The sequence below is a fragment of the Streptomyces qinglanensis genome (genome assembly GCF_900111245.1).
In the GTDB taxonomy this organism is placed as follows: Bacteria; Actinomycetota; Actinomycetes; order Streptomycetales; family Streptomycetaceae; genus Streptomyces; species Streptomyces qinglanensis.
The window spans coordinates 374964-394302 of sequence record NZ_FOGO01000005.1 but is presented as its reverse complement, the minus strand read 5'-3'; the positions used below and the strand labels follow the sequence as shown (position 1 = coordinate 394302).

Here is a 19339-nt window from a genome sequence, read left to right as displayed (position 1 = left end):
ACGCAGCGATCCCTTCCGCCCGACGGTCGGCTGAGTCCGGCTGCGCCGATGGGGTGAGCTTGACCGAGGGCTTCACCTGCTGCGACTCTCCCGTCACCCTGGGGCGCACCCGGCCGCGACCCCCACCCGCCGACGTGCCTCGGCAGCGGCACCGCCCCCTCGGCACTGTTACGCTGGTAGCCCGTGGAGCGGTGGGCGCGCGAACGCGAAGTGTTCGAGACGGCAGCCCCCCGAACCGCAGCGAGGCCCTCCGGGTCACCCCCGGGACGCAGCCATCGCACCCCACCAAGCGACCACGGGAGCCCCCTCTTGGCCATGCCGCCTACGTCCATGACGACCAAGCACCTCTTCGTCACCGGGGGTGTCGCCTCCTCGCTCGGCAAGGGGCTCACCGCCTCCAGCCTGGGCGCGCTCCTGAAGGCGCGCGGCCTGCGGGTGACCATGCAGAAGCTCGACCCCTACCTGAACGTCGACCCGGGCACGATGAACCCCTTCCAGCACGGTGAGGTGTTCGTCACCAACGACGGCGCCGAGACCGACCTGGACATCGGCCACTACGAGCGCTTCCTCGACGTCGACCTCGACGGCAGCGCCAACGTCACCACCGGCCAGGTCTACTCCACGGTCATCGCCAAGGAGCGGCGCGGCGAGTACCTGGGCGACACCGTGCAGGTCATCCCGCACATCACCAACGAGATCAAGCACCGCATCCGCCGGATGGCCACCGACGACGTGGACGTCGTCATCACCGAGGTCGGCGGCACCGTCGGCGACATCGAGTCGCTGCCCTTCCTGGAGGCCGTCCGCCAGGTCCGCCACGAGGTCGGCCGCGACAACGTCTTCGTCGTCCACATCTCCCTGCTGCCCTACATCGGCCCCTCCGGGGAGCTGAAGACCAAGCCCACCCAGCACTCGGTCGCCGCGCTGCGCAACATCGGCATCCAGCCGGACGCCATCGTGCTGCGGGCCGACCGCGACGTCCCCGTCTCCATCAAGCGGAAGATCGGGCTGATGTGCGACGTGGACGACGCCGCCGTGGTCGCCTGCAAGGACGCGCGCTCCATCTACGACATCCCCAAGGTCGTGCACTCCGAGGGCCTGGACGCCTACGTCGTCCGCAAGCTGGACCTGCCCTTCCGCGACGTGGACTGGACCCAGTGGGACGACCTGCTGCGCCGGGTCCACCAGCCGGACCACGAGGTGAAGGTTGCCCTGGTCGGCAAGTACATCGACCTGCCGGACGCCTATCTGTCGGTCACCGAGGCGCTGCGGGCGGGCGGCTTCGCCAACCGGGCCCGCGTCAAGATCAAGTGGGTCACCTCCGACGACTGCCGCACCCCGGAGGGCGCCGAGCGCGAACTCGGCGACTGCGACGCCGTCTGCATCCCCGGCGGATTCGGCGAGCGCGGCGTGGACGGCAAGGTCGGTGCCATCACCTACGCCCGCGAGCACCGCGTTCCGCTGCTCGGCCTCTGCCTGGGGCTGCAGTGCATCGTCGTCGAGGGCGCCCGCAACCTGGCGGGCATCGAGGACGCCAACTCCACCGAGTTCGACCAGGGCACCGCGCACCCGGTCATCTCCACCATGGAGGAGCAGCTCGACATCGTCGCGGGCGAGGGCGACATGGGCGGCACCATGCGGCTGGGCATGTACCCGGCCAAGCTCGCCGACGGCTCCATCGTGCGCGAGACCTACGGCGGCGAGCCCTACGTCGAGGAGCGCCACCGCCACCGCTACGAGGTCAACAACCACTACCGCACCGAGCTGGAGAAGAAGGCCGGACTGGTCTTCTCCGGCACCTCGCCCGACAACAAGCTGGTCGAGTACGTCGAGTACCCGCGCGAGGTGCACCCCTACCTGGTCGGTACCCAGGCGCACCCCGAGCTGCGCTCCCGGCCGACCCGCCCGCACCCGCTCTTCGCCGGCCTGGTCAAGGCCGCCGTGGCGCGCCAGCAGGGGGAGTGAGCGCCGTGTCCGCGTCCCGCATCGCCGACACCCCCGAGGAGTGGGAGGTCACCGCGACCTCCACGCCGTTCCAGGGCGCCAAGACGGGGGTCCGCACCGACCACGTCGTCATGCCCGACGGGGTCGCCGCCAGCCGCGACTACCAGACCCACCCCGGTTCGGTCGCCGTGCTGGCCCTGGACGACCAGGACCACGTGCTGGTCCTCAGCCAGTACCGGCACCCCGTCCGCGAGAAGCTGTGGGAGATCCCGGCCGGGCTGCTGGACGTCCCCGGCGAGAACCCGCTGGCCGCCGCGCAGCGGGAGCTGTACGAGGAGGCCCACGTCCGGGCCGAGGACTGGCGGGTCCTGGTCGACGTCTACACCACCCCCGGCGGCAGCGACGAAGCCGTACGGATCTTCCTGGCCCGGCGGCTGTCCGAGGCCGAGGGGGCGCGCTTCGAGGTCTCCGGCGAAGAGGCCGACATGGAGCTGGCCAGGGTGCCGATGGAGGAACTGGTGCGGGGGGCGCTCGCCGGGCAGTTGCACAACAACTGCCTCGTGGTCGGATGCCTGGCGCTGAGCGCCGCGCTCTCCAGCGGCGGCGGCCTGGGTGCGCTGCGCCCGGCCCAAGCCCCCTGGCCCGCCCGGCCCTTCGACCCGATGTAGCCCGCCCCGCCTGCGGGAGACGCCCCTGTGGCGCCCGCGCCTCCGCGGCGCCCGCGCCTCCCCGGCGCGCGGGGCGTCCGGGGAGCGGGCCGTCCGGGGAGCGGCCCGTCCGGGGTGCGGGCGGCCACGCCCGGGTGGAGCCGGAAGGGCGGAGGGGGCTCCCCGCCCGGCCCACCTGAGCCGATGTGGTGATTCCCGGCGCGGGCGCGGCGCCCGTTCGCACCGGTCGGCGGCCCACGGTGAACTACGCTCGCGGTATTCGTCCGCGCACACACCAGGTGAACAGCGAACGGGAGCGTAGCCCGTGACAGATCAGGCGGTGCAGCCCGCGACCGCGGGGCCGGGCCCCCACTCCTGCACGGGCCGCGACCGCGAACTGCGCGCCCTGCGTGCCGACCTGGAGAGCGCCGGGCTGCACACCATGTCCGGCCGTCCGCTCCCGCAGAGCCGGGTGCTGCTGATCGCGGGGGCGGCCGGATCGGGCCGCACCACGCTGGCCGAGGAGTTCGTCCGGCAGGTGGCCGACCGCTATCCCGGCGGGGTGCTGCGGGCCCGGCTCACCGAGCCGGGCGGGATCCCGGTTCCCACCGAGCGCACGGCCCGCGACCTGCTGGCCTCCCTCGCCCGCAGCACCGGCCCTGCGCGCCCTCCCGGGGAGGACGCGGCGCCCCCGGATCCGCCGCCCGGCGCCGACCCGGCGGACGTCGCCGAGGCGCTGCGCTCCGCCCTCGAGCGCCGCGGCCGGGTCCTGCTGCTCCTCGACGACGTGGCCGACTCCGAGCAGCTCCTGGACCTGGCGCCGGAGAGCCGCGACTGCCTGGTGGTCGCCGTCTCCTCGGGGCCGCTCACCGACGTGCCCGACGTCCGCCCCTGCGCCCTCGGCGGACTCGACCGCGCGAGTGCCGTGGCGCTGCTGTCCCGGCACGCCGGCTCCTCGCCCCGGGTCACCGTGGATCCGCGCAGCGCCGAGACGCTGATCGAGCAGTGCGGTGCCCTCCCGGCGGCCCTGACGCTGCTGGGCGGCTGGCTCGGCGCCCACCCCAAGCGGTCGCTGCTCGACGCCTCCCGGGCGCTGGCCGGAAGCGGGCCGCCGGGGCGGGAGGCAGAGCAGACCGCGGAAGCCGCGCGGTCCCCGGCGGCCCCGGATCCGCTGGAGCGGTCCTTCTGGCTCGTCCACGACTCCCTCCCGCGTCCGCTGGGGCGCCTGCTGCGGCTGCTCGCCCTCGCACCGGCGGGGTTCGTCGATCCGCAGCTCGCCTCCGCGCTCGGCGGCTGCTCGCTGAGCACCGCGCACGCCGCCCTGGACGACTATGTGCGGCTCGGTCTGCTGCGTCCCCTCGACTCCGGCCACTACCAGGTTCCGGGGTGCCTCGATCCGCTGCTGCGCGCCGCGTCGGCCGTGCACGAGCAGCCGGACGAGGTGCTGCTGGCCCGGGCGCGGATGCTGGAGCGGCTGGTCAGCCGGCTCCAGGCATGCCGCGCGGTGTGCGAACCGTCGGGGTCCGAGGCGCGTCGGCAACTGGCGGGGATGCCGCGCGCACTGCGCTTCCTGCACCCTCTGGAGGCGCGGAGCTGGCTGCGCACCCGGCGCCCGGCGCTGCTGTCGGCCGTACGGGCGGCCGTCGCGGAAGGCGCGGGGGAGCTCGACACGCTGGCCCGCCGCCTGGTGTCGGCGCTGGCCCGGGCCTTCGACGCGCACGAGGCGCCCGAGCAGGCGGCGTCCGACCGCTACGAGCTGCACGAGCTGGTGCTGCTGGTGGCCGAGCGCAACGGCAGGCACCGGGAGCGGGCCGCCGCGCTGCTCAACCTCGGGGACCTGGACGCACGCACGGACCGCTGGGCGGAGGCCCTCGTCCGCTACCGCGCGGCGCTGGACGCGGCGCGGGAGGGCGAGGACGAGTGGGCGGCGGGCCGGGCCCTGGAGTCGCTGGGGGACGGCTACGCGGAGCTGGCCGACTGGGACCGGGCCGCCGACTGGTACGGCCGCGCGCTGGCGCTGCGGCTGGCCCGGGACGAGCATGCGGACCGGGCGGCGACGGCGCGGCTGCACGGCCGGATCGGTGCCGTGCACACCCGGGCGGCGCGCCCGGAGGAGGCGCTGCGGGCGTGGCGGGCCGCGGCGGCGGCCTTCCGCAGGCTCCAGGAGCCGGCCGCGCGGGCGCGGGCGCTGGCCGAGGTGGCGGCGGTGCAGGAGCAGGCGGGGCGGTGGCAGGACGCGCTGCGCACCTGGGGCCAGGCGTGTGAGGTCTCCCGGGGCGCGGGGGACACCGGGCCGGCGGCGGAGCTGGCGCTGCGGGCCGCGGAGGCGTGCGAGCGGGCCGGGAGCCTGCGGGAGGCCCGGCGGTACCGGACGGCGGCGGCGCGGCTGCGGCGTCCCGCGGCGGGTACCGCCGGGGCCGCCGGGGCCGCCGGGGACTGAATTCCGGCCTGGCCCGGAGCGGGCCCGCGCCCGGCAGTGCTGCCGAGCCCGGGCCCAGCGGCACCGGGCCCGAGCCCGGCTGCCGGCCACGCCTCGCTCTCCGGCCCGCGGGCCGGCCCCGGCCCGAGCCCGGGCCCGGTCCGGAAGCGGAGCCGCGGGGCGCGGAGCCGGAGCGGGGTCGAGCTGGGGACGGATCGGGGCGAGGAGTGGAAACGGAACGAATCCTCGTGCCGCTGCGGGGCGTGACATGCGCCACTCGGCGGCCGTCCGAGGCGGTCGCGGAGGCGCCGTCGCGGCCCTCCGCCGGGAACCTGCGAATCACATAGCAATCTCGAAAAAGATCGACTGTTTGTAAGGCTGGACAGCTCGGCCTCCTTCATTAGACTGGTCGAGCCGCGGTCCCTCCGGTGTTTTCGAGCATGCGCGACCCGGCTCTCTCTGCCTTCTGCACCCCTGAGTGAAGGACCGTGATCGACGTGAAGGTCGGTATCCCCCGCGAGGTCAAGAACAACGAGTTCCGTGTCGCCATCACCCCGGCCGGGGTCAACGAACTGGTGCGGAACGGCCACGACGTGTACGTGGAGAAGGACGCCGGGGTCGGCTCCTCCATCCCGGACGCCGAGTACACCGGCGCCGGTGCCACCATCCTGGGCACGGCGGACGAGGTGTGGGCCACCGCCGACCTGCTGCTGAAGGTCAAGGAGCCGGTGGCCGAGGAGTACCACCGGCTCCGCAAGGACCAGACCCTCTTCACCTACCTCCATCTGGCCGCCTCGCGTGAGTGCACCGACGCGCTGCTGGAGTCGGGCACCACGGCCATCGCCTACGAGACCGTCGAGCCGGCCAACCGCACCCTTCCGCTGCTCGCCCCGATGTCCGAGGTCGCGGGCCGGATCGCCCCGCAGGTCGGCGCCTACCACCTGATGGCCTCCGCGGGCGGCCGCGGTGTGCTGCCCGGCGGGGTGCCCGGCGTGAACCCCGGCCGCGCCGTCGTGATCGGCGGCGGTGTCTCCGGCTGGAACGCCACCCAGATCGCGGTCGGCCTCGGCTTCCACGTCACCCTGCTGGACAAGGACGTCAACAAGCTCCGTGAAGCCGACAAGATCTTCGGCAACCGGGTGCGCACCATCACCTCCAACGCCTTCGAGCTGGAGCGTGCGGTGCTCGAGGCGGACCTGGTGGTCGGTGCCGTGCTCATCCCGGGTGCCAAGGCCCCGAAGCTGATCAGCAACGAGCTGGTCGCCCGGATGAAGCCGGGAAGTGTCCTTGTCGACATCGCGATCGACCAGGGCGGTTGCTTCGAGGACTCGCGGCCGACCACGCACGCCGAGCCGACCTTCCGCGTCCACGACTCGGTCTTCTACTGCGTCGCCAACATGCCCGGCGCCGTGCCGAACACCTCCACGCACGCGCTGACCAACGCGACGCTTCCGTACATCGTGGAGCTGGCCAACCGCGGCTGGCGGGAGGCGCTGCGCCGCGACCCGGCGCTGGCCAAGGGCCTCAACGCGCACGACGGCGAGGTCACTTACGGCCCCGTGGGCGAGGCGCACGACCTGCCGGTGCGGGACATCGCGACGCTGCTGGGCTGAGCGCCGAGCCACCGGTACACCGGCGGCGGGGGCCGGGGCGAGCCCCCGGCCGGGTCAACCCGCGGCGTCAACGTCGGCAACCTCACGTCACCGTCCGGGCCTTGTAGGGAAGGTCCGGACGGTGACGTCGTCGTGTCCGCGGGACGGCGACCCGACTTGCCCTTAACGTAACTGTCCAACCTTTTTGCCCACCGGGGAAACCACCCCGACGTCACCCGGGAGCCTCTTGACAGCAGGGGGTCCGCATACCGACACATCGGGCCGTCTGAGGCGGATTGTGTTGCTGCGGACCGCCGACACGCCATAGAGTCGCCAACCGTCGGCATGGTGTCACGCTGACCTGTTGAGAAATTTCCTGGTCACCAAGGAGGTACGACGACTTGTGAACGAGTCGACATTTTCTCCCGGGGGTGGTCAACCAGGAGCGCCTGTACGAGGCCAGGGGTCCTCAGGTCCCACAGGACCCGAGGGTGTCGGCTCCGTCGCTGTCCGCACCTTCGCAGCCCACCAGAACCCGACGCCCACCATGACAGCCAACCAGAGCACGGACGGCCACCACGTGAACGCCACGGCCGGCGACGCTGCGAACGGCCCGTCCGCCGAGCGTTTCGCCGACTACAGTGACCCGCACTACGACCCCAACCAGGGCGAGTTGCCCGAGGGTCACTTCTACGACCCGGACGCGGAGTACGAACCCGATCCGGAGTACGCGGCCACCCTCGCGCCCGATGCCGCGCGGCAGCGCCGGGAGCGCATCGGCCCGACCGGACGCCCGCTGCCGTACTTCCCGATCCCCGGACCGGTGAACGAGCACGGCCCGGCCAAGATCATCGCCATGTGCAACCAGAAGGGCGGCGTCGGCAAGACGACGTCGACCATCAACCTGGGCGCGGCACTCGCGGAGTACGGACGGCGCGTGCTGCTGGTCGACTTCGACCCGCAGGGCGCTCTCTCGGTCGGCCTCGGCGTCAATCCGATGGAACTGGACCTGACGGTCTACAACCTCCTGATGGAGCGCGGCCTGGCCCCCGACGAGGTGCTGCTGAAGACCGCGGTCGCCGGGATGGACCTGCTGCCCAGCAACATCGACCTGTCGGCGGCCGAGGTGCAGCTCGTCAGCGAGGTGGCCCGCGAGTCGACGCTGCAGCGCGCGCTGGGCCCGCTGCTGAACGACTACGACTTCATCGTCATCGACTGCCAGCCCTCGCTCGGCCTGCTCACGGTCAACGCGCTCACCGCGGCGCACAAGGTGATCGTCCCGCTGGAGTGCGAGTTCTTCGCACTGCGCGGTGTCGCGCTGCTGACCGAGACGATCGAGAAAGTCCAGGAGCGGCTCAACCCGGAGCTGGAGCTGGACGGCATCCTGGCGACGATGTACGACTCACGGACCGTGCACAGCCGCGAGGTGCTCGCCCGGGTGGTCGAGGCGTTCGACGACAACGTCTACCACACCGTCATCGGGCGCACCGTCCGCTTCCCCGAGACCACCGTCGCGGGTGAGCCGATCACGACGTACGCCTCCAACTCCGTCGGTGCCGCCGCCTATCGCCAGCTCGCCAGGGAGGTGCTCGCCCGGTGCCACGCCGAGTGAGTCTCCCGGCAGCCGACGAATTGTTCCGCACGACAGGCGGTGCCGCAGTACAGCCGTCCGCGCCGCAGGAGGAGCGGTCCGCGCAGGTCGGCCCGGCGAACGGGGAGGCCCCGGCGCAGCCCTCGGTGGGCTCGCCCGCCACCGCCCCCGCCACGCCCGGCCCCAAGGTGCCCGCTCCCGCCTCCGAGCCGGTTCCGGAGGCCGGCGGCGCCGAGCGCTCCGCGACCGACGAGTCCGGCGGCGAGCCCGGCAGCGCCGCGGCCGGCGGCGCACGGCGTGCCGCGCGCGGTGCGCGTGGCACGGCCACGGCCGACGAGCAGCGGACCGCACCGCCCCAACAGGCGGGCCCGGCGCCGGGCGAGCGCACCGGACGCCGCGGCGGCGCCGCCAAAGGCCGCCAGTCGACCGGTGCTTCGGGAACGGCCTCCCCGACGGCCTCCGCCGCGCCCGCGGCCTCCCGCCGCGGCCGGGCGGCCCGCCGCCCCAGCGGGCGCGAGCGGCACGACGAGAAGATCACCGTTTATGTCTCCGCCGAGGAACTGATGGACCTCGAACACGCCCGGCTGGTGCTGCGCGGCGAACACGGACTCGCCGTCGACCGGGGGCGGATCGTACGCGAGGCCGTGGCCGTGGTGCTGGCCGACCTCGAATCCCGCGGAGACGCGAGCATTCTCGTACGGCGGTTGCGCGGGCGCTGACCTGCTTGCCAGTACGCTGCCTGCGATGCCCACTCCTGACGACGCACTCCGCAGCCGGGGCTCCCGCCGACCGCTGGGGCGGGGGCCCGGAACGGCGTCCGAGGCGGAGTCCGCCGCCGGGAGTCCCGAGGGGCCCGCGGCGGCCGGACCGGCTTCCGCGGCGCCGGGCGAGCCACCCGCGCCGGTGCCGGAAGGCCCCGTCGGCGCACCCGCACCACAGGGCCCGCCGCAGCCCGCGCCGGAACCTCCGGAGCCGTCCGGCGGACCGGCGGACGGCTCCGCGGCGACCCGCGCACCGGTCGGCGGGGGCGCAGCGGCACTCCTCGAGACCGATGGGGCCGATGAGGGCGATGGGGCCGCAGCGGAACCCCGTGCGGCCGACGAGCCCGCGGCGGAACTCCCCGCGGAGGCCGCGGAGACGCCGCAGGACGGGCCCGCGGCGGCCGCCCGGCCGGCCACCGCCCAGGAGCGCCCCGAAGTCCCCGCTGAACCCGTCGAGCCGGTCGAGCCGGTCGAGGCCGCAGAGGCCGGGCAGGAGGCCGACGACGGGCGGTTCAGGGTGGTCCTCGACAACTTCGAGGGTCCCTTCGACCTGTTGCTCCAGCTCATCTCCAAGCACAAGCTGGACGTCACCGAGGTCGCCCTCTCCCGGGTCACCGACGAGTTCATGGCCCACATCCGCGCCATGGGCCCGGAATGGGACCTCGACCAGACCACCGAGTTCCTCGTCGTCGCCGCCACGCTGCTGGATCTGAAGGCCGCCCGGCTGCTGCCGCAGGCCGAGGTGGAGGACGAGGCGGACCTGGCGCTGCTGGAGGCCCGGGACCTGCTCTTCGCGCGGCTGCTGCAGTACCGCGCCTACAAGGAGATCGCGAACATCTTCGCGGCCCGGCTGGACGAGGAGGCCCGGCGCCATCCGCGTACCGTGGGGCTGGAGCCGCACCACGCCGAGCTGCTGCCCGAAGTGGCGCTCAGCGTCGGCCCGGAGGGCTTCGCCGAGCTGGCCGTCAAGGCGATGCGGCCCAAGCCCAAACCGCAGGTGTACGTCGAGCACATCCACGCGCCGCTGGTCAGCGTCCGGGAGCAGGCCGAGGTGGTCGTGGCGCGGCTGCGGGAGCGGGGCGAGGCCAGCTTCCAGGACCTCACCCGGGACGCTCCCGACACCCTCACGGTCGTCGCCCGCTTCCTCGCGCTGCTGGAGCTGTACCGGGAGCGGGCCGTCTCACTGGACCAGGACGAGGCGCTGGGCGCGCTCCTCGTCAGATGGAGCGGCGCCGCGGACGCCGGGGACGGGACACCGCTCGTGACCGACGAGTTCGACCAGGAGCCAGGGGAGCGCAAGGATGACTGAAGCGGTCGGCGGCGACCGGGCCGGGACCGGCGGGGCACCCGGAGCGGCGGAGGCCGCGGTCCCGGCGGCGGCCGAAGGCCCGGTGGGCACCCCCGCGGAGACCCCCGCGGAGACCTACGAGGTGCAGGAGGCCGAGGAGGAGCGCGGCGCGGCGGCGGAGCCCGCCGGGAGCGACGGTGTCGCGGAGCTGGCGCTGAAGCCCGCGCTGGAGGCGGTGCTGATGGTCGTCGACGAGCCGGCCACCGCCGAGCACCTGGCCAAGGTCCTGGAGCGGCGCCCGCGCGAGGTGTCGGACGCGCTGCGCGAGCTCGCCGACGCGTACACCGTCGAGGGCCGGGGCTTCGAGCTGCGGCTGGTCGCGGGCGGTTGGCGGTTCTACACCCGCGGTGACTACGCGGACGCGGTCGAGCGCTTCGTGCTGGACGGGCAGCAGGCCCGGCTCACCCAGGCGGCGCTGGAGACCCTCGCCGTCGTCGCCTACCGGCAGCCGGTCAGCCGCTCGAGGGTCTCCGCCGTACGCGGTGTGAACTGCGACGGCGTGATGCGCACCCTCCTCCAGCGCGGTCTGCTGGAGGAGGCGGGCACGGAACCCGAGACAGGTGCGATCCTTTACAGGACGACGCATTACTTCCTGGAGCGGATGGGCCTGCGCGGCCTGGACGAGCTTCCGGAGCTGGCGCCCTTCCTCCCGGAAGCGGAGGCCGTCGAGGGGGAGACCCAGGAAGGTATGCCGTCGTTCGACGTAGACGATCCTTCCCCCGACTCCCAGACGGAACATTGATGCGAAGCAGCGGCAGGAACACCGGCGGAAACCGAGGCGGCAAGCAGGGCGGCGCGGGCCGCGCCGGCCAGGAGGGCCGCGGGCAGGCCGGCCGGCGCGGGCAGGGCGCCCCCGGCGGCCGGCAGGGCCAGGGCGGGCAGCGAGGACGGCAGCAGTCCGCGGACTCCCGGCCGCTGCGGCCCGAGGAGCGCCGCTACACCCAGGGCGGCGCCGGAGCCGGCTCCGGGTCCGGCGGCTCCGGGTCCGGTGGCGGCAAGCCCGGTGGCGGCAAGCCCGGCGACGGCCGGCCCGGCGCCCCGAAGGCCAAGCCCGGTGCCCCGAAGGGCCAGGGCGGCGCCCCCAAGGGCCAGGGCGGCAAGCCCGGCAGCAAGAGCAACGTGCGCAAGGACGTGACCAAGAGCGGCGCCCCCAAGGCACGCGCCCGCAGGGCCTCGGCGCCCGCGCGCCCCCGCGAGTACGAGGCGCAGATCGAGGAGCGCAACCGGGCCCGGCACAGCAAGCCCCCGGTCAAGCTCCCCAAGACGTTCGGCGAGGTGGAGGGCGAGCGCCTGCAGAAGGTGCTGGCACGTGCGGGCATGGGCTCGCGCCGCGCCTGCGAGGGTCTGGTCGAGCAGGCCAGGGTCGAGGTCAACGGCGAGATCGTCCAGGAGCAGGGGCTGCGCGTCGACCCGGAGAAGGACGAGATCAAGGTCGACGGGCTGACCATCGCGACCCAGTCGTACCTGTTCTTCGCGCTGAACAAGCCCGCCGGGGTCGTCGCCTCCATGGAGGACCCGGACGGCCGCCAGTGCCTGGGCGACTACGTCCAGAACCGGGAGACCCGGCTCTTCCACGTGGGCCGTCTCGACACCGAGACCGAGGGGATCATCCTGCTCACCAACCATGGTGAGCTGGCCCACCGCCTCACCCATCCGCGTTACGGCGTGACCAAGACCTACCTGGCCGCCATCCAGGGCCCGCTGCCCCGGGACCTGGGCAAGCAACTGAAGTCCGGGATCCGGCTCGACGACGGGTACGCGCGCGCCGACCACTTCCGCGTCGTGGAGAACACCGGAAAGAACTACCTGGTCGAGGTCGCGCTGCACGAGGGGCGCAAGCACATCGTGCGGCGCATGCTGGCCGAGGCCGGGTTCCCGGTGGAGCGGCTGGTGCGCACCCGCTTCGGTCCCATCGCGCTGGGTGACCAGAAGTCGGGCTGGCTCCGCCGCCTCACCAACACCGAGGTCGGCATGCTGATGGGCGAGGTCGGCCTCTAGCGGCACCGGGCTCTCCGCATCCGCGGAGAGCCTGCCCGCGCCACGGAGATGCCCGGCGGCCCCGTGCCACCGGCGGCCGGGAGCGCCCCGTGCGCCGGTCGCCGGGACACGGGTTCTCGGGGTCCTCCAGGCCGGGGACGGGAGCGCCCCGCCCGCCCGTGGCCGGGACCGGGCGGGCCCGGGGGCTCAGGACCACAGCGCCAGATCGACGGCCCGGCCCTCGTCGTCGCGCCGGACCTCCAGCATGCCCGCCACGGCGGACCGGTTCACCCGGCCGTGGATCCGCGGCGCGGGGTCCCAGCAGACGCGGGCGTCCAGCCGCCGCTCGTCGATCATGAGGGCCATCAGCGGCCCCACCGCCTCGCGGAAGCGCGCGTCGGCGACGGCCAGCGCCTGCTTCTCGTCGGGCGTGCAGGAGATGAACCCGTCCTCGGCCAGCGCGCGCGGCGCGTACGGACGGTCCGGGGCGAGCAACCAGTCGTCGAGCGGGACCACGTGGAAGAGCATGCCTCCACTTGTACCGTCTCACTGTGCGGGCGGCCCGGACATCCGCGCTGGAACCTACCTACCCTGGCCCCGCCGGGCAGGCGGCCGGCAGCGGATCGGGACCGGCGGCGGGTCGGAAAGGGGCGAGCGGCGGTGGCGGTACGTGCGGTACGGGGAGCCGTCCAGCTCGACCGTGACGAGGCCGGGCACATGACCGAGCGGGTCGGGGAACTGCTGACCGAGGTGCTGGAGCGCAACGGCCTCTCCACCGAGGACCTGATCAGCATCTGGTTCACCGCCACCCCGGACCTGCACAGCGACTTCCCCGCCGCCGCGGCCCGCAGGCTCGGCATCGCGGACGTGCCGCTGATCTGCGCGCAGGAACTCGAGGTCGCGGGTGCGATGCCCCGGGTGGTCCGTATCCTTGCTCACACGGAGACCGAGCTGCCCAGGTCCGGCATCCAGCACGTCTATCTGGGCGCCGCAGCCGCCCTCCGCAAGGACATCGCCCAGTAAGGACACCCCACGGCAATGCGCACCGCCCTCGTGCTCGGTACGGGACTCATCGGCACCTCGGCCGCGCTGGCTCTCTCCGCGCGGGGCGTCGAGGTGCACCTGCGCGACCGCGACCCGGAGCGGGTCCGCACGGCCGTCGCGCTGGGCGCCGGAACCGGGGAGGAACCCGCCCCCGGCTCACCCGTCGACCTGGCGATCGTGGCCGTGCCCCCGGCGCACCTGGCCGCCACCGTGGCCGACGTGCAGCGCGCCGGGCTGGCACGCGGCGTCATCGACGTGGGCAGCGTCAAGGGCGGGCCCCGCCGGGAGCTGCTGGAGCGGGGCGGCGACCTGACGACCTACCTGGGCAGCCACCCCATGTCCGGCCGCGAGCAGTCCGGCCCGCTGGCCGCCTCGGCCGACCTGTTCGAGGGGCGCCCCTGGGTGCTCACCCCCACCCAGGGCACCGACACGGAGGTGCTCAACCTCGCGCTGGAGCTGATCGCGCTGTGCGGGGCGGTGCCGGTGGTGATGGACGCGGACGCGCACGACCGGGCCGTCGCGCTGGTCTCGCACACCCCGCAGCTCCTCTCGACCCTGGTGGCGGCGCGGCTCGAGGAGGCCGCCGAGACCGATGTGCGCCTGTGCGGCCAGGGCATCAGGGACGTGACCCGGATCGCCGGATCCGACCCGGCGATGTGGGTGGACATCCTCTCCGCGAACCCGGGCCCGGTGGCCGACATCCTCGCCGCGGTCGCCACCGACCTGGACGCCGCCGTACGAGCGCTGCGCGAGCTGGAGTCGGCCGACGAGGCGAAGCGCTCCAGCGGCACCGCGGGCGTGGCGGAGCTGCTGCGCCGCGGCAACGCGGGGCGCGCCCGGGTCCCGGGCAAGCACGGCCAGGCGCCGACCGCCTACGAGACGGTGACGGTGCTGATCAGCGACCGCCCGGGGCAGCTCGCCAGGATCTTCGCCGACGCGGGGTCGGTGGGCGTGAACATCGAGGACGTCCGCATCGAGCACGCGACCGGGCAGCAGGCCGGTCGGATGCAGCTCATGGTGGAGCCCGGCGCGGTGCCGGTGCTGGAGCAGGCGCTGCGCGAACGCGGCTGGTCCCTGCGGCAGTGAGGTGAGGCCGACGGGCCGACGGGGCCCGCTCGGACCGGGCCGAGGCCGCATCGCGGGGCGGCGGCGCGGTCCGGACGCGCGGCCTGGCGTGTCCGTGGCAGCCGGTAGCCTTGTGCGGGGGGCCGAGGCCGGTCCCGTCCGTTCCTGTGCGCCGCGCGCGAGCCTCAGACCCACGAAAGGTGCCCACAACCGTGTCTGCAACCCCGGCAGTGATTGTCGCCATCGACGGCCCCTCCGGCACGGGCAAGTCGAGCACGTCCAAGGCCGTCGCGGCCCGGCTGGGGCTGAGCTACCTCGACACCGGGGCCCAGTACCGGGCGATCACCTGGTGGATGCTGAACAACGGTGTCGACACCGCCGATGCCGACGCCGTCGCGGCCGCCGCGGGCAAGCCCAGCATCGTCTCGGGCACCGACCCGCTCTCCCCGGCGATCTCGGCCGACGGCGCGGATGCCTCGGGCCCGATCCGTACCCAGGAGGTCACCGCCGCGGTCAGCGCGGTCAGCGCGGTGCCCGAGGTGCGGGAGCGGATCACCGGGCTCCAGCGGACGATCGCGGCGGAGGCGCGCGGCGGCATCGTCGTCGAGGGCCGGGACATCGGCACCACGGTGCTGCCCGACGCGGATCTGAAGGTCTTCCTCACCGCCTCTCCCGAGGCGCGGGCCGCGCGGCGGAACGGTGAGCTCAAGACCGCCGACGGCACCTCCGTCAGCGACCTGGCCGCCACCCAGCAGGCGCTGACCGCGCGCGACCGGGCGGACTCCAGCCGCAAGACCTCCCCGCTGAAGAAGGCCGACGACGCCGTCGAGGTGGACACCACCGAGCTGACCCTGGAGCAGGTCGTCGAGTGCGTCGTCACCCTCGTGGAGAAGGCGGCGGCGGGCAAGGAGGGTCCCGCGCAGGACCGGGAGAAGGCCGCCAGGTGACGGAATCCGACTCCGCCGCGAGCGAGCGGGGCGCCGCCGTCGGCCGCCGGATCGGCATCGGACTGATGTACACCCTGTGGCGCCCCCGGGTGCTGGGCGCCTGGCGGGTGCCACAGGCCGGCCCGGTGATCCTCGCGGTCAACCACGCGCACAACATCGACGGACCCATGCTGATGGGGACGGCACCGCGGCCGGTGCACTTCCTGATCAAGAAGGAGGCGTTCGTCGGGCCGCTCGACCCGTTCCTGCGCGGCATCGGCCAGCTCAAGGTCGACCGCAGCGGCGCCGACCGCACCGCGGTGACCGGCGCGCTGGCGGTGCTGAAGCAGGGCGGGGCACTGGGGATCTTCCCGGAGGGCACCCGCGGCGAGGGCGACTTCGCCGCACTGCGCGGCGGGCTCGCCTACTTCGCGCTGCGCTCCGGTGCGCCCGTCGTCCCGGTCGCGGTGCTCGGCAGCTCGGACCGCCCGGGCCGGGTGATACGGGCGCTGCCGCCGCTGCGCGGCCGGGTCGACGTGGTCTTCGGCGACCCGTGCACCGTGGGCGACGGCTCGGGCCGCCGGACCAGGAAGGCGCTGGACGAGGCCACCGTACGGCTCCAGGAACGGCTCGCCGGGCATCTGACCGAGGCCAGGCGGCTCACCGGCCGCGCCGCACCCTGACCCCCGTACCACCGGCGGCCGCACCCTTCGCGGCAGCCGCACAGACCCGCTGAACGACGAGGACGAGACGTCATGAACGACCAGATGCACCCCGCCGACGACGGCACCGAGCACGGCCACGGTGAGCTGGGTGACGCCGAGTTCGCCGAGTTCATGGAGCTCGCCGCCGAGGAGGGCTTCGACCAGGAGGAGGTCGAGGGGGCGCTCGGCGAGGCGGGGCACGGGCCGCTGCCCGTCCTCGCCGTCGTCGGCCGGCCCAACGTGGGCAAGTCGACCCTGGTGAACCGGATCATCGGCCGCCGCGAGGCGGTGGTCGAGGACCGTCCGGGCGTCACCAGGGACCGGGTCACCTACGAGGCCGAGTGGGCGGGCCGCCGCTTCAAGGTCGTCGACACCGGAGGCTGGGAGCAGGACGTCCTCGGCATCGACGCCTCCGTCGCGGCGCAGGCCGAGTTCGCCGTCGAGGCCGCCGACGCGGTGGTGTTCGTGGTGGACGCGGCCGTCGGCGCAACCGACACCGACGAGGCAGTCGTCAAGCTGCTGCGCCGTGCGGGAAAGCCCGTGGTGCTGTGCGCCAACAAGGTCGACGGCCCGTCGGGAGAGGCCGACGCGGCCTATCTGTGGTCGCTGGGCCTGGGCGAGCCGCACCCGGTCTCGGCGCTGCACGGGCGCGGTACGGGCGACATGCTGGACGAGGTGCTCAAGGCGCTTCCCGAGGCGCCCCAGCAGACCTTCGACGGCGTTCCGCCGGGCGGGCCGCGCCGGGTCGCGCTCATCGGCCGCCCCAACGTCGGCAAGTCCTCGATGCTGAACAAGGTGGCGGGCGAGGAGCGCGTCGTCGTCAACGAGGAGGCCGGCACCACCCGCGACCCGGTGGACGAGCTGATCGAACTCGGCGGCCGGACCTGGAAGTTCGTGGACACGGCGGGTATCCGGCGGCGGGTCCACATGGCCGAGGGCGCCGACTACTACGCCTCGCTGCGTACCGCGGCGGCGCTGGAGAAGGCCGAGGTCGCGGTCGTGCTGATCGACGTCAGCGAGTCGATCAGCGTGCAGGACCTGCGCATCATCACCATGGCGGTGGACTCCGGCCGGGCCGTGGTGCTGGCCTACAACAAGTGGGACACCCTGGACGAGGAGCGCCGCTACTACCTGGAGCGGGAGATCGAGCGGGACCTCGTCCAGGTGCGCTGGGCGCCCCGCGTCAACGTCTCGGCGCGCACCGGGCGGCATGTGGAGAAGCTGGTACCGGCGATCGAGACGGCGCTGGAGAGCTGGGAGACGCGGGTGCCGACGGGCAAGCTCAACGCCTTCCTCGGCGAGATCGTCGCCGCGCACCCGCACCCGGTGCGCGGTGGGAAGCAGCCGCGCATCCTCTTCGGCACCCAGGCCGGCACCCGCCCGCCGCGCTTCGTGCTGTTCGCCTCGGGCTTCCTGGAGGCCGGCTACCGGCGCTTCGTGGAGCGGCGGCTGCGCGAGGAGTTCGGTTTCGAGGGGACACCGGTCCAGATCTCGGTCCGGGTGCGCGAGAAGCGCGGCCGCAAGAAGTAGCCGCTGCGGGCGCTGCCCCGCCGGAACCCGGGACCGGGTTCCGGCGGGGTGCCGTCAGCGGTGGGGGCCGTGGCGGGGCGCCGGAGGCAGCGCCGGAAGCTGCCAGGAGGGGGTGTGCCAGGCGGCCGGGGGCTCCTGGTCGCTCCAGGCGCCCGATCCGATGCCGTGCACCGTGCCGAACCCCTCGAAGCGCAGCTCCTCCTCGCCGGTGCGGTCTCCCGGCAGGGCCCGGAAGAGTCTGCGGTACTCCGCGTACAGCGAGTCGTAGATGGGTGTGGACCCCTCGGGGGACGAGCTGTACGGCGTCCGCATCCGGGGTACAGCGGGGGCCCCGGACGCGCTCACGGCGCGGCCGTGGCCGAGATGCGGGTGATGGGCTCGGAGAGGCTCGTATTGCTGCACGTCTGCCCAACGACCCTGCGGCACACCGGATGCGGCCCCGTGTGGCGAATGACCGGATCGCACCAGTCGTCCTGGGCTGTTCGTGCGCCCGCTCCCGGCCTCCGGGAGCTGCCCGGAGCGCGGCCCGTGCGTGTGCGGAGGGCGGCTCATGTGCCCGTCAGCGGCATCGTGCCGGCCACCAGCACGCCGCCGGCCGCCGCCTTCTCCAGCGCTTCCCGCAGCAGGTCCTCGCGCGGCTGCTGGCCGATGGAGCCCGCGGGGGCGGCGTAGACCACGACCGTGTGGTTCTTGGCGGCCGCCGTGCGCCAGCCCTCGGTGACGGCGAGCGGCTGGTGCGCCTGCCACCAGGCGACCGGCTGTCCGCCGGGCGTGGCGGGAGGCTGGAAGACGGCGTGCAGCTGCCCCATGGCCACCAGCACCGACCACCCGGCCACCGGGGCGGGCAGCAGCCCGACGTCGGTGACGGGCATGAAGCCCTGTTCGATCAGCAGCGGCAGGAAGTCGTCTCCCGGGCCGTCCGAACCCGGGCGGGCGATGGGGCCGGTGGGCTCCACCACGAGTGCGGAGCGCGCGGTGCCGTCGATGAGGACCTGGCCGCAGGTGATGCCCAGCACCGCCTGGCGCTGCCCGGTCCCGGGCTCGGCGGCGGGGGAGGGCACGGCGGCTGCGGCGGGCGGCTCGGCCGGGGCGGACTCGGGCGCGGAGAGGGTGCGTACGGCACCCTGGAGCTGGTCCTCGGCGACGGTCACCACCTGGGAGGGGATGCAGGCCGCGTGTGCGAAGGCGAGGACCGCGGTCTCCTCGCCGACGAACAGCACGGTGCTGGTGCGCTCCTGGCCGGTGTTGCCCCGGGCGCGGCACGAGGTGCAGTCGTAGTCTCCTGGGGCGTTCTCTCCGGCGAGCAGCCTCTCGGCTTCTGCTTCGCCGATCTCGGCGCGTACGGCGTCGCTGACATCGAGCATGGGGGACACGGGGACTCCTGGCTTTCGGTTCCTGTTCGCCTGGACAACGGGAGATCTGTGGTCGCGGTCACGCGCGGGTGCCGGTGCGCGTCCCCCGTTCGTACGTAACCGGTCACATAACCGGGAGAAGAGTTCACACCCCGTCAATACCGGTCGAGCGCGCAGGAGTTCGACTGGTGAGCTGACTCACAGCGGGCCGGTCGCACTGTCAACTTCTGCCCGGAATGCACCTGTTCGGGGGGTGTCCTGAAACCGCTGTTATAGCCGGTAACCGGTGCATGGCCTGCAAAGACAGTGTTCTGGTTGCAATTCGGGCGAGGTGCTCCCTACATTCCACGGCGGTGCACCGAGCACCACCCGGGACAGGCGAAGTCGAGTGCGGGCGCCGGACGCGCCCACCGCCACTCGGCCCGCACGGGGGAGCAAC

17 protein-coding genes are annotated in these 19339 nt (G+C 73.8%); 14 read left to right on the top strand and 3 right to left on the bottom strand.

Annotated features, from left to right (window positions below; translation table 11 throughout):
* The first annotated feature begins 315 nt into the window (after positions 1-315).
* From BMX65_RS14235 to BMX65_RS14195, 9 genes are all read left to right on the top strand, one after another.
* Positions 316-1965 carry a CTP synthase gene (locus BMX65_RS14235; protein WP_075000608.1) on the top strand — a complete coding sequence of 550 codons (1650 nt, stop codon included), beginning with the start codon at positions 316-318 and terminating at the stop codon, positions 1963-1965.
* Positions 1966-1970: 5 nt separating this feature from the next.
* Positions 1971-2612, top strand: a complete 642-nt coding sequence (locus BMX65_RS14230) for an NUDIX domain-containing protein (RefSeq protein ID WP_075000607.1) — start codon at positions 1971-1973, stop codon at positions 2610-2612.
* Between the two features lie 304 nt (positions 2613-2916).
* Positions 2917-5031 carry a tetratricopeptide repeat protein gene (locus BMX65_RS14225; protein ID WP_075000606.1) on the top strand — a complete coding sequence of 705 codons (2115 nt, stop codon included), beginning with the start codon at positions 2917-2919 and terminating at the stop codon, positions 5029-5031.
* A 476-nt stretch (positions 5032-5507) separates the two neighbouring features.
* Complete coding sequence (ald, locus tag BMX65_RS14220; protein WP_075000658.1) at positions 5508-6623, top strand: alanine dehydrogenase; 1116 nt, start codon at positions 5508-5510, stop codon at positions 6621-6623.
* Between the two features lie 526 nt (positions 6624-7149).
* Positions 7150-8214 (top strand): ParA family protein, encoded by a 1065-nt coding sequence (locus BMX65_RS14215; RefSeq protein WP_388549572.1) that lies wholly within the window; start codon positions 7150-7152, stop codon positions 8212-8214.
* Complete coding sequence (locus tag BMX65_RS14210; protein ID WP_079171878.1) at positions 8199-8912, top strand: hypothetical protein; 714 nt, start codon at positions 8199-8201, stop codon at positions 8910-8912. The genes BMX65_RS14215 and BMX65_RS14210 overlap by 16 nt, the downstream gene beginning before the upstream one ends.
* Positions 8913-8937: 25 nt before the next feature.
* Positions 8938-10263 carry a segregation and condensation protein A gene (locus BMX65_RS14205; protein WP_075000603.1) on the top strand — a complete coding sequence of 442 codons (1326 nt, stop codon included), beginning with the start codon at positions 8938-8940 and terminating at the stop codon, positions 10261-10263.
* Positions 10256-11044, top strand: a complete 789-nt coding sequence (gene scpB, locus BMX65_RS14200; protein ID WP_075000602.1) for an SMC-Scp complex subunit ScpB — start codon at positions 10256-10258, stop codon at positions 11042-11044. The genes BMX65_RS14205 and scpB overlap by 8 nt, the downstream gene beginning before the upstream one ends.
* Positions 11044-12300, top strand: a complete 1257-nt coding sequence (locus BMX65_RS14195; RefSeq protein ID WP_075000601.1) for a pseudouridine synthase — start codon at positions 11044-11046, stop codon at positions 12298-12300. Before scpB ends, BMX65_RS14195 begins: the two co-directional genes overlap by 1 nt.
* A 186-nt stretch (positions 12301-12486) precedes the next feature.
* Here BMX65_RS14195 and BMX65_RS14190 read toward each other — a convergent pair whose 3' ends face one another.
* The gene (locus BMX65_RS14190) at positions 12487-12807 is read right to left on the bottom strand and encodes a DUF952 domain-containing protein (protein WP_019355320.1); all 321 of its coding nucleotides are present in this window, start codon (positions 12805-12807) and stop codon (positions 12487-12489) included.
* 132 nt (positions 12808-12939) lie between these two features.
* On the opposite strand from BMX65_RS14190, the gene aroH reads away from it, so the two are divergent.
* From aroH to der, 5 genes are all read left to right on the top strand, one after another.
* Complete coding sequence (gene aroH / locus BMX65_RS14185) at positions 12940-13302, top strand: chorismate mutase (RefSeq protein WP_075000600.1); 363 nt, start codon at positions 12940-12942, stop codon at positions 13300-13302.
* Between the two features lie 15 nt (positions 13303-13317).
* Positions 13318-14409, top strand: coding sequence for a prephenate dehydrogenase (locus BMX65_RS14180; RefSeq protein WP_075000599.1), 1092 nt, complete (start codon positions 13318-13320; stop codon positions 14407-14409).
* A 191-nt stretch (positions 14410-14600) separates the two neighbouring features.
* Positions 14601-15335 carry a (d)CMP kinase gene (gene cmk, locus BMX65_RS14175; RefSeq protein WP_239501860.1) on the top strand — a complete coding sequence of 245 codons (735 nt, stop codon included), beginning with the start codon at positions 14601-14603 and terminating at the stop codon, positions 15333-15335.
* A complete protein-coding gene (locus BMX65_RS14170) occupies positions 15332-15997 on the top strand; it encodes a lysophospholipid acyltransferase family protein (protein WP_075000597.1) in 666 nt (221 codons plus the stop codon). Before cmk ends, BMX65_RS14170 begins: the two co-directional genes overlap by 4 nt.
* A gap of 72 nt (positions 15998-16069) precedes the next feature.
* Complete coding sequence (gene der / locus BMX65_RS14165) at positions 16070-17548, top strand: ribosome biogenesis GTPase Der (RefSeq protein ID WP_075000596.1); 1479 nt, start codon at positions 16070-16072, stop codon at positions 17546-17548.
* Positions 17549-17602: 54 nt separating this feature from the next.
* Here the strand turns inward: der and BMX65_RS14160 are convergent, their stop codons facing one another.
* Positions 17603-17860 (bottom strand): hypothetical protein, encoded by a 258-nt coding sequence (locus BMX65_RS14160; protein WP_075000595.1) that lies wholly within the window; start codon positions 17858-17860, stop codon positions 17603-17605.
* A 236-nt stretch (positions 17861-18096) separates the two neighbouring features.
* Positions 18097-18912 carry a hypothetical protein gene (locus BMX65_RS14155; protein WP_075000594.1) on the bottom strand — a complete coding sequence of 272 codons (816 nt, stop codon included), beginning with the start codon at positions 18910-18912 and terminating at the stop codon, positions 18097-18099.
* Positions 18913-19339 lie beyond the last annotated feature (427 nt).

Excerpts from the sequence above, each read along its gene's own strand:
- BMX65_RS14235 (WP_075000608.1), top strand. The coding sequence starts at position 316 with ATGCCGCCTACGTCCATGACGACCAAGCACCTCTTCGTCACCGGGGGT.
- BMX65_RS14215 (WP_388549572.1), top strand. The coding sequence starts at position 7,150 with ATGACAGCCAACCAGAGCACGGACGGCCACCACGTGAACGCCACGGCC.
- BMX65_RS14205 (WP_075000603.1), top strand. The coding sequence starts at position 8,938 with ATGCCCACTCCTGACGACGCACTCCGCAGCCGGGGCTCCCGCCGACCG.
- scpB (WP_075000602.1), top strand. The coding sequence starts at position 10,256 with ATGACTGAAGCGGTCGGCGGCGACCGGGCCGGGACCGGCGGGGCACCC.
- BMX65_RS14195 (WP_075000601.1), top strand. The coding sequence starts at position 11,044 with ATGCGAAGCAGCGGCAGGAACACCGGCGGAAACCGAGGCGGCAAGCAG.
- BMX65_RS14190 (WP_019355320.1), bottom strand. The coding sequence starts at position 12,807 with ATGCTCTTCCACGTGGTCCCGCTCGACGACTGGTTGCTCGCCCCGGAC.
- BMX65_RS14180 (WP_075000599.1), top strand. The coding sequence starts at position 13,318 with ATGCGCACCGCCCTCGTGCTCGGTACGGGACTCATCGGCACCTCGGCC.
- der (WP_075000596.1), top strand. The coding sequence starts at position 16,070 with ATGAACGACCAGATGCACCCCGCCGACGACGGCACCGAGCACGGCCAC.
- BMX65_RS14160 (WP_075000595.1), bottom strand. The coding sequence starts at position 17,860 with ATGCGGACGCCGTACAGCTCGTCCCCCGAGGGGTCCACACCCATCTAC.
- BMX65_RS14155 (WP_075000594.1), bottom strand. The coding sequence starts at position 18,912 with ATGCTCGATGTCAGCGACGCCGTACGCGCCGAGATCGGCGAAGCAGAA.